This window comes from Luteimonas endophytica (genome assembly GCF_029887875.1).
GTDB classification, from domain to species: domain Bacteria; phylum Pseudomonadota; class Gammaproteobacteria; order Xanthomonadales; family Xanthomonadaceae; genus Luteimonas; species Luteimonas endophytica.
The window spans coordinates 19,937-36,350 of record NZ_JARXRM010000032.1 but is presented as its reverse complement, the minus strand read 5'-3'; the positions used below and the strand labels follow the sequence as shown (position 1 = coordinate 36,350).

At 72.0% G+C, this 16,414-nt stretch carries 11 protein-coding genes; 7 read left to right on the top strand and 4 right to left on the bottom strand.

The genetic code is table 11. The annotated features are described in order from the left end of the window. Positions 1-188: 188 nt before the first annotated feature. The 3 genes from QFW77_RS10245 to QFW77_RS10235 all read right to left on the bottom strand — a co-directional run bounded on the left by QFW77_RS10245 (position 189) and on the right by QFW77_RS10235 (position 3,712). Positions 189-1,526: a DEAD/DEAH box helicase gene (locus tag QFW77_RS10245; RefSeq protein ID WP_280574545.1), complete on the bottom strand. Its 1,338-nt coding sequence runs from the start codon at positions 1,524-1,526 to the stop codon at positions 189-191. 330 nt (positions 1,527-1,856) lie between these two features. After that, positions 1,857-2,624 (bottom strand): LytR/AlgR family response regulator transcription factor, encoded by a 768-nt coding sequence (locus QFW77_RS10240; protein ID WP_280574544.1) that lies wholly within the window; start codon positions 2,622-2,624, stop codon positions 1,857-1,859. Further along, a complete protein-coding gene (locus QFW77_RS10235; protein ID WP_280574543.1) occupies positions 2,621-3,712 on the bottom strand; it encodes a sensor histidine kinase in 1,092 nt (363 codons plus the stop codon). Before QFW77_RS10235 ends, QFW77_RS10240 begins: the two co-directional genes overlap by 4 nt. Positions 3,713-3,829: 117 nt before the next feature. On the opposite strand from QFW77_RS10235, the gene QFW77_RS10230 reads away from it, so the two are divergent. The 7 genes from QFW77_RS10230 (at position 3,830) to QFW77_RS10200 (ending at position 15,629) form a co-directional block, all read left to right on the top strand. Next, on the top strand, positions 3,830-4,759 hold the full coding sequence (locus QFW77_RS10230; protein WP_280574541.1) for a TolB family protein: 930 nt from the start codon (positions 3,830-3,832) through the stop codon (positions 4,757-4,759). 86 nt (positions 4,760-4,845) lie between these two features. Further along, a complete protein-coding gene (locus QFW77_RS10225; RefSeq protein ID WP_280574540.1) occupies positions 4,846-6,546 on the top strand; it encodes a FecR domain-containing protein in 1,701 nt (566 codons plus the stop codon). Between the two features lie 2 nt (positions 6,547-6,548). Beyond that, positions 6,549-8,213: a CHASE2 domain-containing protein gene (locus QFW77_RS10220; RefSeq protein ID WP_280574539.1), complete on the top strand. Its 1,665-nt coding sequence runs from the start codon at positions 6,549-6,551 to the stop codon at positions 8,211-8,213. 336 nt (positions 8,214-8,549) lie between these two features. Then, positions 8,550-10,031, top strand: a complete 1,482-nt coding sequence (locus QFW77_RS10215; protein ID WP_280574538.1) for a SulP family inorganic anion transporter — start codon at positions 8,550-8,552, stop codon at positions 10,029-10,031. A gap of 10 nt (positions 10,032-10,041) precedes the next feature. Continuing rightward, positions 10,042-10,926 (top strand): universal stress protein, encoded by an 885-nt coding sequence (locus QFW77_RS10210; RefSeq protein WP_280574537.1) that lies wholly within the window; start codon positions 10,042-10,044, stop codon positions 10,924-10,926. A 165-nt stretch (positions 10,927-11,091) separates the two neighbouring features. Further along, the gene (locus QFW77_RS10205) at positions 11,092-13,197 is read left to right on the top strand and encodes a M13 family metallopeptidase (protein ID WP_280574536.1); all 2,106 of its coding nucleotides are present in this window, start codon (positions 11,092-11,094) and stop codon (positions 13,195-13,197) included. A gap of 431 nt (positions 13,198-13,628) precedes the next feature. Then, entirely contained in the window at positions 13,629-15,629 is a 2,001-nt protein-coding gene (locus QFW77_RS10200) for a M13 family metallopeptidase (protein ID WP_280574534.1), read from the top strand. Positions 15,630-15,722: 93 nt separating this feature from the next. Here QFW77_RS10200 and QFW77_RS10195 read toward each other — a convergent pair whose 3' ends face one another. After that, positions 15,723-16,370 carry a rhomboid family intramembrane serine protease gene (locus tag QFW77_RS10195; protein ID WP_280574533.1) on the bottom strand — a complete coding sequence of 216 codons (648 nt, stop codon included), beginning with the start codon at positions 16,368-16,370 and terminating at the stop codon, positions 15,723-15,725. Positions 16,371-16,414: the final 44 nt, after the last annotated feature.

Here is a 16,414-nt window from a genome sequence, read left to right as displayed (position 1 = left end):
GCCCGGCCGCGAAGCCAACCCGCGCCGGCGAGTCAGTACAAGAAGCCCTCGCATTCCGCCAGCCGCGACATCCGTCGATCCTGCCAGGCGCGCAACCGGCGGATCGGGACGTGTTTCCCAGTGTGGAGAAGAACAAAAAAGGGCCGGCAATGCCGACCCCTCTTTGGTTCCGCGTTGCGGCCGGTGGATCAGGCGCGAGCCCCGCGGCGCGCACCGGACGGCTTGGCGCCGCCGCGGTGCTGCTTCGGCCCGGCATGGGCCTGCGGGCCGCGCGCCTGCGGCTTGCCATGGGCGCGGTGCGCCGGCTTGCCCGGGGCGCGCGCCTGGGTGCGCTGGCCCTGGCGCTGGCCGCCGCCGTTCTTCGGGATCGGCGCGTTGAGATCGATCGGGCGGCTGGGCGCGAAACCCTCGACCGTGTCGATGACGATGTCGGCCTTGAGCATGCGCTGGATCTGGCGCAGCAGTCCGCCCTCCTCCGGCGCCACCAGCGACAACGCCTCGCCGGTCGCCCCGTTGCGGCCGGTGCGGCCGATCCGGTGGATGTAGTCCTCGGCCACCATCGGCAGGTCGTGGTTGATCACCAGCGGCAGGTCCGGAATGTCCAGCCCGCGCGCCGCCACGTCGGTGGCCACCAGGATCCGCGCCTTGCCGGCCTTGAACGCGATCAGCGCCTTCTGGCGCTGCGCCTGGCTCTTGTTGCCGTGGATCGCCACCGCCGGCAGCCCGGCCTGCTCCAGCTGCTCGGCGAGCCGGTTGCAGCCGTGCTTGGTCTTGCCGAACACCAGCACCCGCTCGGTATGCCGCCGCGCCAGGATCTCGACCAGCAGGTCGCGCTTGCCCGCCGCATCGACCGGATGCACGCGGTGGGTGATGGTCTCGGCGATGGTGTTCTGGGCGGCCACCTGCACCTGCTTCGGGTCGCGCATGAACTCCAGCGCCAAGGCCTTGATCCGCGGCTCGAACGTGGCCGAGAACAGCAGCGTCTGCCGATCCTTGGGCACCCGCGCCAGTACCCGCTTCATCGCCGGCAGGAAGCCCATGTCGAGCATCCGGTCGGCCTCGTCCAGCACCAGGATCTCGACCGCGTCGAGCTTGGCATGGCCCTGTTCCATGTGGTCGAGCAGGCGCCCCGGGCACGCCACCAGGATGTCGACCCCGCGGCGCAGGTTCTCTATCTGCGGCTGCATGCCGGCGCCGCCGAAGATCGTCGCCACGTGCAGGCGCAGGTGGCGGCCGTAGGCCTTGAGGCTTTCGCCCACCTGCACCGCCAGCTCGCGGGTCGGCACCAGGATCAGCGCGCGCGGCTTGCGCGGGCCCTTGGGCGGGGTCTCCTTGGCCAGCCGCTGCAGCAGCGGCAGGCCGAAGGCGGCGGTCTTGCCGGTGCCGGTCTGGGCGCCGCCCAGCAGGTCGTGGCCGGCCAGCGCCAGCGGGATCGCCTGGGCCTGGATCGGGGTGGGCACGGTGTAGTTGGTGTCGGACAGCGCGCGCAGCAGCGCGGGCGAGAGCCCGAGGGTTTCGAACGTCATGCGTGTGATGCTCCTGTACGTCGCGGCGCGGCGCCGGCCGCCTTGGGCGGACCGGTCGGGCGACCGTGACGGCTTACTCGGAGCTATCCAGAACCGCGCTGCGAGTAAATGGTGACGGTGCGGAAGCTTCCGAACCGTTGATCTGCGCGACGATGGACGTGCGGAATAAGTTGCCGGGGAAATTCCCGCGGCGGGCATACCAGGATCGTCTCTGCCGGTGGGCAGGGGTAGCCGTTTTGCAGAACAGACGCGGAGTCTACGCGAGCGCGGACCGTCCCGCCAGCGCCGCGGCCTCCCGGTGTTCAGCCGGGCCGGTCGGGAGCGCGCGCCTCACCCGGCGTGCAGATCCTCGCCGGTCCGCTGGTGCGGCGCGCGGGAGATGCCCAGCGCCTGGCGCAGCGGCTCGCGGTAGCTGCGACCCGAAGTCATGCACGCGCCGCTGCGCAGGCGCAGCCAGTACTGGGCGGCCCCCCAGGCCTCGACCTGCTCGACCGCGTCGATCCGCACCAGCCGCGAGCGGTGGATCCGCACGAACCGGCGCGGATCCAGGCGCTGCGCGAACGCCGCCATGGTCTCGCGCAGCAGCAGGGCGCGGCCGTCGAGGTGCAGCTCCAGGTAATTGCCCTGGGCGAGCACGTACTCGATCTCGGCCACCGCGACCATGCGCAGGCGCTGGCCGTCCGGTACCGCCAGGCGCTCCGGGTAGTCGCCGCAGGCGGACGCAGCACCGCCGCCCAGCCGCAGCCGGAGCCGCGCCACCGCCTCGTGCAGCCGCTCCGGTGAGACCGGCTTCATCAGGTAGTCCACCGCCGCGGCGTCGAACGCCTGCAGTGCGTGCGCCGAATAGGCGGTCACGAACACCACCAGCGGGCGGCGCGCCGGCGGCAGCCGCTCAAGCATCCCGAAACCGTCGACGTGCGGCATCCGCACGTCGACGAAGGCCACGTCGGCTGCCACCTTCGGCAGGCCCGCCGCCGCCTGCAGGCCGTCCGCGTACTCGGCCACCACCTCGACGTCGCCCTCGTTGCGCAGCAGCCGCACCAGCCGCGCACGCGCCAGCGGCTCGTCGTCGACGATCGCCGCACGCAGACGGGTCATGCCGCCACCGCTTCGCGGGTACACGGCAGCCGCACCCGGGCCGTGGTGCCGCCGCCTTGGCCGCTGCGCAGTTCGACCGCCTGGTCGTCGCCGAACAGGTAGCGCAGCCGCGCGCGGATGTTGCTCAGGCCAGTGCCGTGGCGGCGCGTGCCGGGAATGCCGTCGCCGTCGTCGGCGACCTCGAGCAGTAGGTGCGCGCCCTCGCGCCGGGCCACCACCTGCAGCAATCCGGCCGCCGTTCGCGGGGCGATGGCGTGCAGGATCGCGTTCTCGGCCAGCGGCTGCAGCACCAGGGGCGGTACCAGCACGTCCTCCAGGCCCGGCTCGACCAGCCAACGCAGCTGCAGGCGCTCGCCCAGGCGCACCTTCTCGATCTCGAGGTAGTGGCGCAGCAGCCGCAGCTCCTCGCCCAGCGGCACCAGCTGCGAACGCTGGTGGTCGAGGCTGCTGCGCAGCAGCTCGCCGAGCCCCACCAGCATCCGGTCGGCCGCGTCCGCATCACGATGCACCATCTCGGCGATGGAATTGAGCGCGTTGAACATGAAATGGGGATTGAGCTGGGCGCCCAGCGCCTCCAGCCGGGTCTCGGTCAGGCGCGCCTTCAGCTGCTCGGCCTCGCGCTCGCGCTGATGGGCGCGCTGGGCGAACAGCCCGGCATGGGCCACGCCCACCATCAGGCAGAGCAGCAGGAAGTTCTTGGGAAAGCTGGCCACCAGCTCGGGCCAGAAGCCCGGAAACTCCTGGTACCAGCCGATCCACGGGTTCAGCACCGCCACCGCGGCAACGCGGAGCGCCGCCAGCGCCACCACCAGCAGCAGCGCCGCGCCGGCCGAGACCCACCACCGCGCGCGTCCGATCGGCAACGCCCGCACCCACAGCAGCAGTACCACCACCATCGGGATCCAGAGCAGGCCCGAGGCCATGCCCAGGCGGAGTGCGGTCCCGGCCGCCATCCTGGTGCCGTCGGCCAGGTCCATGGTCAGCAACTGCGCCGACAGCAACAGGCCGAAGAGCGTCCATCCGCCGACGATCGCGAGCCAGAACAGGGGCGACTTGAAGCTCATCCCGGGCACGCTATGCGAGCGCACCAACGCTCGCAACAGCAGGAGTGCGTTCGACCCGCCAGGGCGACCGTTCGTCCCGGTGCCATTGCCGCTGGCGGCGGGCCGGGCCAGCGTCGACTCCCGCCTCCGGACCGCCCGACCATGTCCCCGTTGCGTACCGCGGCGCTCGCCGCCGTCGTTCTCCTGGCCGGTCCGGCGGCGGCGCAGTCGCGCCCCGACCCGGCGGTCTGCCCGTCCGTCGAGCCGTTCGCCCCGGGGGTCGTCAGCGACGGGAACTGGCAGTGGCGGCTTTCCTTCGTGCCCGATCGCAGCCGCATCTACTGGTCGACGAGCGAGGGCTGGTGGCCCGGCACCCGCGAACGGGCGCGGATCATGACCGCGACTCCGGGCGAGGATGGCGGGTGGGGCGCGCCCACCGTCGCGCCGTTCTCCGGTACCCACGCCGACATGGACCCGTTCGTCGCGCCCGACGGCGCCACCCTTTATTTCTCGTCGATGCGCCCGCGCGAAGGCGCCGCACGCAACGACATGGACCTGTGGATGGTTCGGCGCGTCGGCGACGGCTGGAGCGCCCCTTTGCATCTCGGGCCCGAGGTCAACGCCGACGGCCACGACGAGCTGTACCCGAGCGTCGACCGCCGGGGCAACCTGTATTTCGCCCGGGTCGCGGCGCCCACGCCCGTTGGCGACGTCGACATCTGGCGCAGCGCGCCGCGCCAAGACGGCAGCTACGCCCCCGCACGCCGGCTCGGCGGTGGCGTCAACACGCCGGAGCGATGGGAGTACAACCCGGAAATCTCGCCGGACGGTCGCCTGCTGCTGTTCGCGCGCCTCGACCGCCCGGACGACGCGCTCGCCGACGCCGGCTACGGCTGGGGGGACCTCTACGTGGCCCGGGCGGGCCACGACGGCTTCGAGGCGGCCGAAAACCTCGGCCCATGCGTCAACAGCGCCGCGGACGAGTACCACCCGACGATGCTCTGGGAGGGCGGCCGGCTCTACTTCGTCCGCAACGCCGGCGCGCCTGGAGACATCCACCAGACCCGGCTGCGCCTGCCGTACCAGGATTGACCGGCCGCCCGGCACCGCTGCGGGCGTCGGGCGCCACGAAGGACCGTTCCCTTACAATGGCCGCCGTGCAAGCAAGGGCGCCGGCATTGGGGAACGACCGACTCACCATTCCGCAACCGAAGGCGTGCAGTGCCGCCTGCCTCGATCCGCGGACGCAGCGCCGCCGATGGGTCCTGCTGCTGCTCGTGGTGACGGCGCTGGCGAGCGCCGGGGCGTCGGCGCAGGACTGGCGCTACCGGGTCCGGCCGGGCGACACGATCTGGGACATCAGCCGCGCCTACTTGCGCCAGGACGTGCCCTGGCAGCGCGTGCAGGCCTACAACGACGTCGCCGATCCCTGGCAGCTCGCCCCCGGCACCGGGCTGCGGATCCCCGTGGCCTGGCTGCGCGTGCAGCCGGCGAAGGCCACGGTGATCGCGCTCCACGGACGGGCCACCACCGCGCCCGCGGACGCGCCCGACGCCGCCGCACCCGTCGCCACCGGCATGCAGCTGGGTGCGGGTACCGTGCTGCGGACCCTCCCCGATGCCAACCTCACGCTGCGATTCGCCGACGGCTCCCGCCTGCAACTGCAGGGCGGCAGCGAACTCCACCTGGATCGCCTGGGCGCCTATGGCGCCACCGGCATGGTCGACACCCGCATGCGCCTGCTGCGCGGCCGCGCCACCAATTCGGTGCAGCGCGCGCGCGGCCCCGCCTCGCGCTTCATCCTCGATACCCCGGGCACCATGGCCACCGTGCGCGGTACCGAGTTCCGCATCGCCCGCGATGCCGGCCTGACCCGCTCCGAAGTGCTCGAAGGGCGGGTGCGCGTGGATGGCGGCGGCCGGGGCGTGGTGCTGGATCCGGGCGAGGGGACGTTGAGCGACGCCGGAGGCCATCCGCTTCCGCCCAGGCCGCTGCTGCCGGCGCCGGATCTGGACGACTGGCCGGAAGAACTGCAGCGGATGCCGTCCGCCGTGGCCTGGCCGCCGGTGGAGGGCGCCAGCGGGTACCGGCTGCAGGTCGGCGCCGACCCGGAGTTCCTGGTGCTGCTGCAGGACACGCTGGTCGATGCGCCGCGTGCCGAGGTGCGGGTCCCGGGAGATGGCACCTTCCATGCGCGGGTCCGCGCCCTGGACGCGCACGGGCTGGAGGGGCGCGATGCGGTCCGGGCATTCCGCGTCTCGGCCCAGCCGGCCCCGCCGTTCGCGATCGCGCCGGAGGACGGCGCCGCCACCGCCGGAACGCGTCCGCGGTTCCGCTGGACCCGCAGCGAGGGCGACCTGCGCTACCGGCTGCAGGTCGGTCGCGACCCCGAGTTCCGCGCACCCCTCGTCGACCTGGCCGGGCTGCGCCGCGACGAGCAGCGCTCGCCCACCCCCCTGCCGCCGGGCGAGTACTACTGGCGCGTCGGCGCCACCGACGGCGCCGGCAAGCACGGCCCGTTCGGCGACCCGGTGCGTTTCCTGGTGCAGGAAGCGGACCCGGGGCCGGCGATCGGCGCGGACGGGGTCGAGCGCGACGGGCGGGCGTTGCAGGTCCGCTGGCCCGCCGGCGAACCCGGGCAGCGCTACGAGTTCCAGCTGTCGCGCGATCCGGATTTCTCGCGGATCGAGCTGGAACGCACGCTGGACGAGAACCGGATCGCGCTGCCCCGGCTGCGCGCCGGCACCTGGCACATGCGCACCCGCCTGGTCGACGACGATGGCTACGCGCACCCGTACGGCCCCACGCAGAGCGTCAGGACCGGCTGCCTGCCGTGCCGGATCGCGCTGGGCGCCGGGCTGTTGTTGCTGGTGCTCTGACCATGCCCGGCCTGCACCGGCACGACGCTGCCGCACGGATGGTGGCCGCGCTGCTGGCGACGCTTGCCGTGTGCGTGCTGCTGTCGCTTCAGCTCACCTGGCGCGCCGACGCGTGGATCTACGACGCGCTGCTCTCGCGCTTCGACCAGCCGGTGGACCCGCGCATCGCGATCGTGGCGATCGACGAGCGGAGCCTGTCCGAGATCGGCCGCTGGCCCTGGTCGCGCGGCGTCCATGCGCGGTTGCTGGACCGCCTGCGCCACGCCGGCGTGCGCGGCATCGCCCTGAACGCCGTGTTCGCCGAGCCCGCGACCGGCGATCCGGCCGGCGATGCGGCGCTGGCGCGGGCGCTGGCCGCAACCGGCAGCACGGTGCTTCCGGTCATGGCCGAACCGTCGGAACCGGGCGGCATGCCGATCGAGGTCATGCCGATGCCGCCACTGGCCGAAGCCGCCGCCGGACTCGGCCAGGTGGATGTCGAGATCGACCGCGACGGCATCGCGCGGCGCGCCTATCTCAAGGCCGGGCTGGGTTCCGCGTACTGGCCGTCGCTGGCGCTGGCGCTGCTGCGCGTCGGCCCCGCTGCGGCGGACGACGCCCCGCTCCCGGGGCTGCGGCTGGCCGGGCAGCCGGGCCCGCTTCCCTTCCAGTGGGTGCGCGACCACCACATCCTGGTCCCGTACGCGGAGCCGGGCGCCTTCACCCGGGTCTCCTACCTGGATGTGCTCGAAGGGACGGTGGACCCCGCGCTGCTGCGCGACCGCTGGGTCCTGGTCGGCGTCACGGCAGCCGGCATCGACCACGGCCTGGCGACTCCGCGGACCGGCGGCGTCCCGCGAGTCCCCGCGATCGAATACCACGCCAACCTGCTCAATGCGCTGGCGACCGGACAGGCGATCGCCCCGCTGCCTGCCCCGTGGCGATGGCTGCCGTCGATCGCGCTGGTGCTGTTGCCGCTGGCGCTGTACGGCGGCCCCGGGCCATGGCGGCGGCCGTCGGCCGTGACCGCTGCGGTCGCCCTGGCGACGCTGCTGGGATGCGCGCTGTTGCTGCGCTACGGCCGCTACTGGTTTCCTCCGGCGGCCACGCTCGCCGTGCTGGCGGGCGGCTGCCTGGCCTGGACGCTCACCCGGCTGCGCCAATCGCAGCATCTTGCCCATTCGGATGCGCTGACCCTGCTGGCGAACCGCCGCATGTTCGACCTCACGCTGGCGCGCGAGCTCGGCGCCGCGCGGCGCTCGGGCCGTCCGCTGTCGCTGCTGCTGGTCGATATCGACCACTTCAAGCACTACAACGACCGCCATGGACACCAGGCCGGCGACGAGGTGTTGCGCCGCATCGCCGGGGCCATCGGTTCGCACGCGCGCCGCCCGCGCGACCTGGCCGCGCGCTACGGCGGGGACGAACTGGCGGTGATCCTGCCGGAGACCACGGCCGCCGCGGCCGAGGCCCTGGCCGGTGCGCTGGTGGACGACGTCCGGGCGCTGCGGATCCCCCACCCGGACTCCGACGTCGCACCCTGCATCACCCTCACCATCGGCGTCGCGACGTTCGACCCCGAACGCGAGCCCGGGCCCGTCGACCTGCTCAAGCGTGCCGACGCGGCGCTGTACCGCGGCAAGCACCAGGGCCGCGACCGCAGCGCCGCGGTCGCCGCGCCGGCGTGATCCCGCCGGCCGTACAGCCGCGGCCGGCGCCGCGACAAGCCACGAGCCGCGTGGGGGAGCGCGACACTGGCAGCGGACCGTGCGTGGCTCTCGGCGGGCCGCGCTGCTATCATGCTGCGATGCAGCAACGCCTTCTCTCCGCCCTCGCGCTTTCGCAGGCAACCCGGCCGCGGCGCGCCCGCCGCCGCACCGGCGGGACCCGGCCGACGCCACCCTAGCGCCCGGCCGGCGGCCGTAGCGCCATCGCCTCTCCTTCCGCGCGGCGACCGCCCGTGCGCTTTCCCGATTTCGACGATGCGACCGCGTGGGCTGCGCCGCGGTCAGGAACCTGCTCCCATGACGTTTTCCAAGCTGCGCGCGGAATGGTCTCCGAACGTGCGCGCCGACCTGCTCGCCGGCCTGGTGGTCGCGCTGGCGCTGATCCCCGAAGCGATCGCCTTCTCCATCATCGCCGGGGTCGACCCCAAGGTCGGCCTGTACGCCTCGTTCTGCATCGCCGTGGTGATCGCCTTCACCGGCGGCCGCCCCGGCATGATCTCCGCCGCCACCGGTGCCATGGCGCTGCTGATGGTGACCCTGGTGCGCGAGCACGGCCTGCAGTACCTGCTCGCCGCGACGGTGCTCACCGGCATCCTGCAGATCGTCGCCGGCTACCTCCGCCTGGCCGACCTGATGCGCTTCGTCTCGCGCTCGGTGATCACCGGCTTCGTCAACGCACTGGCGATCCTGATCTTCATGGCGCAGATCCCCGAACTCATCGCGGTGCCGTGGATGGTCTATCCGATGGTGGCGATCGGCCTGGGCATCATCTACGGCCTGCCGCGGATCACCCGCGCGGTGCCCTCGCCGCTGGTGGCGATCGTGCTGCTGACCGGCGCCGCGATGCTGATCGGCATCGAGGTGCCCACCGTGGGCGACAAGGGCGAACTGCCGGACAGCCTGCCGGTGTTCCTGCTGCCCGACATCCCGTGGAACCTCGAGACCCTGCGGATCATCCTGCCGGTCTCGCTGACCCTGATGGTGGTCGGGCTGCTCGAGTCGTTCCTGACCGCCAGCATCGTCGACGACCTCACCGATACGCCGAGCGACAAGCACCGCGAGGCCAAGGGTCAGGGCATCGCCAACATCGCCTCGGGCTTCCTCGGCGGCATGGCCGGCTGCGCGATGATCGGCCAGTCGGTGATCAACGTGAAATCCGGCGGCCGCGGCCGGCTGTCGACCTTGACCGCCGGCGTGGTGTTGCTGCTGATGGTGGTGTTCGCCAGCGACTGGGTCGGACGGATCCCGATGGCGGCGCTGGTCGCGGTGATGATCATGGTCTCGATCGGCACCTTCAGCTGGCGCTCGGTCGCCGACCTGCGCACCTACCCGAAGTCCTCCAGCCTGGTGATGATCGCCACGGTGGTGGTCACGGTCCTGACCCACGACCTGGCCAAGGGCGTATTGACCGGGGTGCTGCTGTCGGCGCTGTTCTTCGCCCGCAAGGTCGGCCAGGTCCTGCACGTCGGCTCGGTCCCGGCCGAGGGCGGCGCCGCCCGCCACTACACGGTGACCGGGCAGGTATTCTTCGCCTCGGCGGAGCGCTTCATCGCCGCGTTCGATTTCGGCGAGGTGCTCGACCGGGTCCGCATCGACGTGTCCGGTGCGCACTTCTGGGACCTGAGCGCGGTCGGCGCGCTCGACAAGGTGGTGATCAAGTTCCGCCGCGAGGGCACCGAGGTGGAGCTGGCGGGCATGGACGAAGCCAGCCGCACCCTGGTCGACCGGCTGGGCGTGCACGACAAGCCCGGCGCCGAGCACCTGATGGGCGGACACTGAGGACTGCGAGATGAGCGAGAACGGCTACGAAATTCCCCCCGACGGCGAGGTGCTGGCCTGCATCGACGCCTCGGTCTACGCCGACAGCGTCGCCGACCACGCCGCCTGGGCCGCGCAGCGGCTGGGGGCGCCGCTGCAGTTCCTGCACGTGCTCGACCGCAAGGAGCACTCGACCGCGAGCGCGGACTACAGCGGCAACATCGGGCTCGAGGCGCAGGCGGAACTGCTGCAGGAACTGGTCGAACTGGACCAGAAGCGCAGCCGCCTGTCCGCCGAGCACGGCCGGCTGCTGCTGGCGCGGGCGCGCGAGCGCGCTGCGGGCGCCGGGTTGGCCGCGGCCGGCGGGTTGCAGCGCCACGGCAGCCTGGTCGAGACCCTGGCCGGCCTGGAAAGCGGCACCAGGCTGTTCGTGGTCGGCAAGCGCGGCGAGGCCGCGGACTTCGACAAGGGCCATCTGGGCGGCAACCTCGAACGCGTGGCGCGGGCGGTGCACCGGCCGCTGCTGGTCGCTTCGCGCGCGTTCCGCGCGGTCGAGCGCTTCGCGATCGCCTTCGACGGCAGCCCCACCACCCGCAAGTGCGTGCAGATGGTGGCGCAGAGCCCGCTGGTCCGCGGCCTGCCCTGCCACCTGGTCAGCGCCGGGGACGGCGGCGGCGCGCTTGCAGAGGCCCAGGCCCGGGCCCGCGCGCTGCTGGCGGCTGCCGGCTTCGAGGTCGAGGCCTCGATCGTCCCGGGAGAGGCCGAGTCGGTGATCGGCGGCTACGTCAGGGAGCATGGGATCGATCTGCTGGTGATGGGCGCCTACGGCCACTCCAGGGTTCGCCAGCTGATCGTCGGCAGCACCACCACGGCGATGCTCCGCAGCTGCCGGGTCCCGGTGCTGCTGCTGCGTTAGCCCGATTTCCCGCGGCGACGCACCGGCCCGCCGCGCGTCCTGCTCGCTCCGCCGGGCCATGACCTTCGACACGCCCGGCCGCGCCGGACCGGCGCGTACAGTGGCCGATGCCCCATCCCCGGGGTCCTTCCTTGTCCTGATGCCCCTCCGGGGCGGAGCGTGCACGTGATCCGATCCAACCCCAGAATCCTTCTTCTTCCGCTCGCGGTGGCGCTGGCGCTGTCCGCCTGCGCCCGCGACCAGACCGATTCCGAGGCCGCCTCCGGAGCCGAGTCCGGGGCCGCCGCGCCCGCGCTGGTTCTCGACGAGAGCACCCTGCCGCCGGTCAACCGCTTCCAGCTGGCCGACCTGGACGCCGAGGCCGACGCCTGCCGCGATTTCAACGCGTTCGCCAACGGCACCTGGCTGGCGGCCAACCCGGTCCCCGGCGACCGCAGCTCGTGGGGCGCGTTCGAGATGCTGGACGAGCGCTCCACCGCGGTGCAGCGGCAGCTGGCGGAACAGTCCGCGGCCGCCGCGGACGCCACCGGGCCGCAGAAGATCGTCGGCGATTTCTGGGCCACCGGCATGGACGCGGAGAAGATCAACGCCCAGGGCATCGAGCCGCTGCGCGAGGAGCTGGCCCGGATCGACGCGCTGGCCGACGGCGCCGCCGTGGCCGACTACCTGCGCCAGTCCGCGGCCCGCGGCGGCGGCTTCCTGGTCGGCATCGGCGCGATGCCCGACTTCCAGGACGCGACGGTGAACATCGCCGCCACCGGCCAGGGCGGCCTCGGCCTGCCCGACGCGCCGTACTACACCGCCGAGGACAAGCAGAAGATCCGCGACGCCTACGTGGCACACATCGCCAAGGTGCTGGAACTGTCCGGCGTACCCGCGGCGGATGCCGCAGCCCAGGCCGCCGACGTGATGGCGTTCGAGACCCGCCTGGCCTCGGTGTCTAAGTCGCGGGAGGAGTTCTCGCGCGACGTCGGGCTCTACTACAACCCGGTGACCCCGGCCGAGGCCGACGCGCTCTCGCCCAATTTCCCGTTCACCGCGTTCTTCCAGTCGCAGGGCGTGGAGGTGCCGGAGACGTTCTCGCTGTCGGTGCCCGAATACCACGCCGAGGTCAGCGAGATGCTGGCCGAGGTGCCGGTGGAGCAGTGGAAGAGCTATCTGCGCTTCCACCTGGTCGACGATGCCTCGCCGTTCCTCTCCGACGCGTTCGTGGAGCAGAACCACGACTTCTACGGGCGCACCCTCGGCGGCCAGCAGGAGCTGAAGGAGCGCGGCAAGCGCGTGCTCCAGACCATCGACCGCAGCGCCGGCGAGGCGCTCGGCCAGCTCTACGTGAAGGTCGCCTTCCCGCCCGAGTCCAAGGCCAGGATGGAGGAGCTGATCGGCAACCTCAGCGAGGCGCTCAAGGTCCGGATCGAGAACCTCGAGTGGATGAGCGACGAGACCAAGGCCAAGGCCCTGGAGAAGTGGGAAACCTTCGAACCGCGGGTGGGCTATCCGGACAAGTGGCGCGACTGGAGCGGCCTGTCCACCGCCCGCGACAGCTACATCGGCAACGTGCTGGCCGCGCGCGAGTTCAACTACCGCTGGGACATCGGCAAGATCGGCCAGCCGGTGGACAGGTCCGAATGGGGCATGCGCCCGCAGACCGTCAACGCCTCCTACAATCCGCTCGCCAACCAGCTCACCTTCCCGGCGGCGATCCTGCAGCCGCCGTTCTTCGACCCCGAGGCGGACGACCCGCTCAACTACGGCGGCATCGGCGCGGTGATCGGCCACGAGATGACCCACGGCTACGACGACCAGGGCGCGCGCTTCGACCCGCAGGGCAACATGGTGAACTGGTGGACCGAGGCCGACCTGGAAGGCTTCAAGGCGCGCACCGGCAAGCTGGTGGCGCAGTTCGACGCCTACACCACCGAGGACGGCCGCAATCTCAACGGCAACCACACCCTGGGCGAGAACATCGCCGACCTCGGTGGCCTGGCCACGGCCTACGACGCGATGAAGACCGCCACCGAGGGCAGCGAGGACCCGATGATCGACGGCCTCACCCGCGACCAGCGCTTCTTCCTCGGCTGGGCCACGGTGTGGCGCCGCAACTTCACCGCCGAGGAGCTGGACCGGCGCCTGCAGACCGACGAGCACGCGCTGGCCGGGTTCCGCGCGATCGGCGCGCCCTCCAACCTGCCGGCGTTCGCCGCGGCCTTCGACTGCGGCCCCGGCGACCCGATGGTGCGCGGCGGCGACGACCAGGTGGTGATCTGGTAGCCCGCCACGGCCACCCGCACCGCCGCGAAGGGCCCGACGACCGTCGGGCCCTTTTTTGGATCTTGTCCCACGAGAGCGATGGCGCGCGCGGGCTTCGGGAGCAGGCGTCGCCCGGCGATTCGCTGCCGAGGCTTCTTTCGGGCGACCGAATTGCCGATGATTCCGGTCGGGTGCACGGGCCTCGTGCCGGCAAGGATCTCGGCGCTGTTCTCGCCGGCCCACCCGCGAAGCCCAACTGCACCAGCAATCGGCGTACGACCGCATGCCTAGTGGGGTCGCGACTTCCGTCGCTCCCACAGCGGGGCGGCCGGAGGATGGAGACGCGTTCCCACCTCCATGCGAGAAGAACCTTTTCTCTTGGCGCTAGCGCGTTCATCGCGTCCGCCGGGGAGCTTGCTAGACTTCCGCGACCTTTCCGGATGGATCCCGCGATGCCCCACGCCAGACCGCTCGCCTTCGCCCTCGCCGCATGCCTGGCGGTGGGGCTGCCCCTCGATGCCGGCGCGCAGCGCCGCGCCGCCAGGGCGCCGGCCGGCCCGACCGAATGCACCGACTTCTACGCATTCGTCAACAAGGACTGGCTCACGGCCAACATGGTGATCGGCTCGGGCAGCGTCTCGGCGATGGGCGAGCTGCAGGCGCTGGCGCTGCAGCAGCAGCGCGACCTGCTCGACGCGGCGATGCGCGCGCCGCAGAACCACGTCCAGCAGTTGCTGGGCGACTTCTGGGCCAGCGGCCTGGACGAGGCGGCCGTGGAGGCCGACGGCGCGCAGCCGATCGCGCCGCTGTTGGCGCGCATCGACGGCATCCGCCGGGCCCGCGACATCCCGCCGGCGATCGCCGCCCTGCACCAGGTCGGCATCCCGGTGGCGTTCAATTTCAACGCCGACGTCGACCTGGCGGATCTTTCCCGCCACATCGGCTACTTCGGCCAGGGCGGCCTCGGCCTGCCCGACCCCGCCTACTACACCCGCGAGGACGCCGACACCCGCGCCATCCTCGACCGCTACCGCGACTACGTGCGCAGCATTCTCGCCCTGGCCGGCACCGCCGAGAAATCGCTCGACGCCGATACCGCCGCGGTGATCGAGCTGGAGACCGCGATCGCCCGCAACTGGCGCGCGATCACCCTGGCCCGCGATCCGCGCAGCAACTACGCGCCGGTCCCGACCGCGGACTTCGACGCGCAGTACAAGCGCCTGCAGCTGGACGAGTTCCTTGCCACCCTGGGCATCGAGAGCGACACCGTCTCGATGGCCAACCCGGAGCTGTTCGCGGCCCTGGACGGGCTGGTCGGCAGCGTCAAGCCGGCGCAGTGGAAGGCCTACCTGCGCTTCCACGTCGGCAACGCGATGGCGCCGTACCTGTCGCGCACCTTCCGCGAGGCCGAATTCGAGTTCCACGGCCGGGTGCTGCGCGGCCAGCCGGAGCCGCTGCCGCGGCAGGCCCAGGTGCTGAACGCGATCAACAAGGCCGCCGGCCCGATGCTCGGCCGCGAGTACGTCGCCCGCCACCTGCCCGACGGCACCCGGATGCGCGCGACCACCATCGCCACCGAGGTGCGCGACGCGCTGCTGCGCGGCGTCGAGCGCAGCGCCTGGATGAGCGAGCCGACCAAGGCCGAGGCCCGCGCCAAGCTGGCGGCGATGCGCATCGAGATCGGCGCGCCGGAGCGCGACCTCGATTACAGCGTGCAGCCGATGGGCCGCGGCAGCTTCGGCGGCAACATGCTGATCGCCTCCACCTGGCGCCACCGCGAGGAAATGCGACGGATCGGCGAGCAGAACGCCGACCAGCGCTGGGAAGTGCTGCCGCAGCAGCCGGCGCTGGCCTACGATCTGGCGCAGAACCGGCTGATCGTCTCCGCCGCGGTGCTGCAGCCGCCGGTGCTGGACATGAGCCAGGACGCCGCGGCCCACTACGGCAGCTACGGCGCCCTGGTCGGGCACGAACTGGGCCGCAGCATCGACATCCGCGGCCGCGTGGTCGATGCCGCCGGCAACGTGCGCACCTGGTGGAGCGAGACCGACCAGGCCGCCTGGAACGACCTGACCAACCGCCTGGCCGGCCAGTACAGCGGCTACGCCTGGCCGGCGGGCACCGCGCTCATGGTCGACGGCACCCGCACCCGCGACGAGAACGCCGCCGACCTGGCCGGCATCGAGCTGGCCTGGGATGCGCTGCAGACCGCCAATCCCGAACTGCCGAAGGAATCGGCCCAGTCGTTCTTCCGCGCCTGGGCGCAACTGTGGCGCCAGCAGATGTCGGCGGACGCGGCGAACCTCCTGGCCGCGACCAGCGAGCACGCCCCGGGCCAGTGGCGCGCCAACGGCCCGCTCGCCAACCTGCCCGCCTTCGCCAGCACCTTCGGCTGCAAGGCCGGGGCGCCGATGCAGCGCGACGAGGACGAGCAGGTCCGGATCTGGCGCTGAGGGGACGCGAATCGGAAAGAGCTTGCCGCTCTCTGCCGCGATGCCCGATCCCGGCCGCGTCGACCCGGCGCAGGCCCGGTGCCCGGGATTCGTCTAGAAGCGGCGCACGTTGTTGCGGGTGGTGCGGCTGAATGGCGGGCGCCCGCGCCACTGCTGGATCAGCAGCCAGCCGAACAGCATCCCGCCCAGGTGAGCGAAATGCGCCACGCCGGAGCGGGTCCCGCTGATGCCGAAGACCAGCTCGATCGCGCCGAGCACGATCACCAGGGTCCGCGCCTTCATCGGGATCGGCGGGATCAGCAGCATCACCCGCTGGTTGGGAAACAGCATGCCGTACGCCAGCAGCAGGCCGAACACCCCGCCGGACGCGCCGAGCGTCGGATAGGCCATGCCCCCCTGCGCCAGCGCCCAGGACACCACCACCAGCTGGCACAGCCCGGCGCCGCCGACGCATACCAGGAAGTAGGTCAGGAAGCGCTTCTGTCCCCAGGTGTACTCGAGCGGCGCGCCGAACATCAGCAGCACCAGCATGTTGAACAGCAGATGGAAAGGGCTGCCGTGCAGGAACCCGTAGGTCAGCAGCTGCCACGGCAGGAACGACATGCCGCCGGCCTCGGCGCCGCCGAGCGGCCAGAGCATGAATGGCCGGAACAGCGCTTCGCTCAGCACCATCTGCAGCAGGAAGACCACACCGTTGGCGATCAGCAACGCCTTGGTGACTGGGGGGAGATTGGAGAACATCCGGACTCCTCGAGGGGACGCGCCATGATACCGGGGAAAAAACC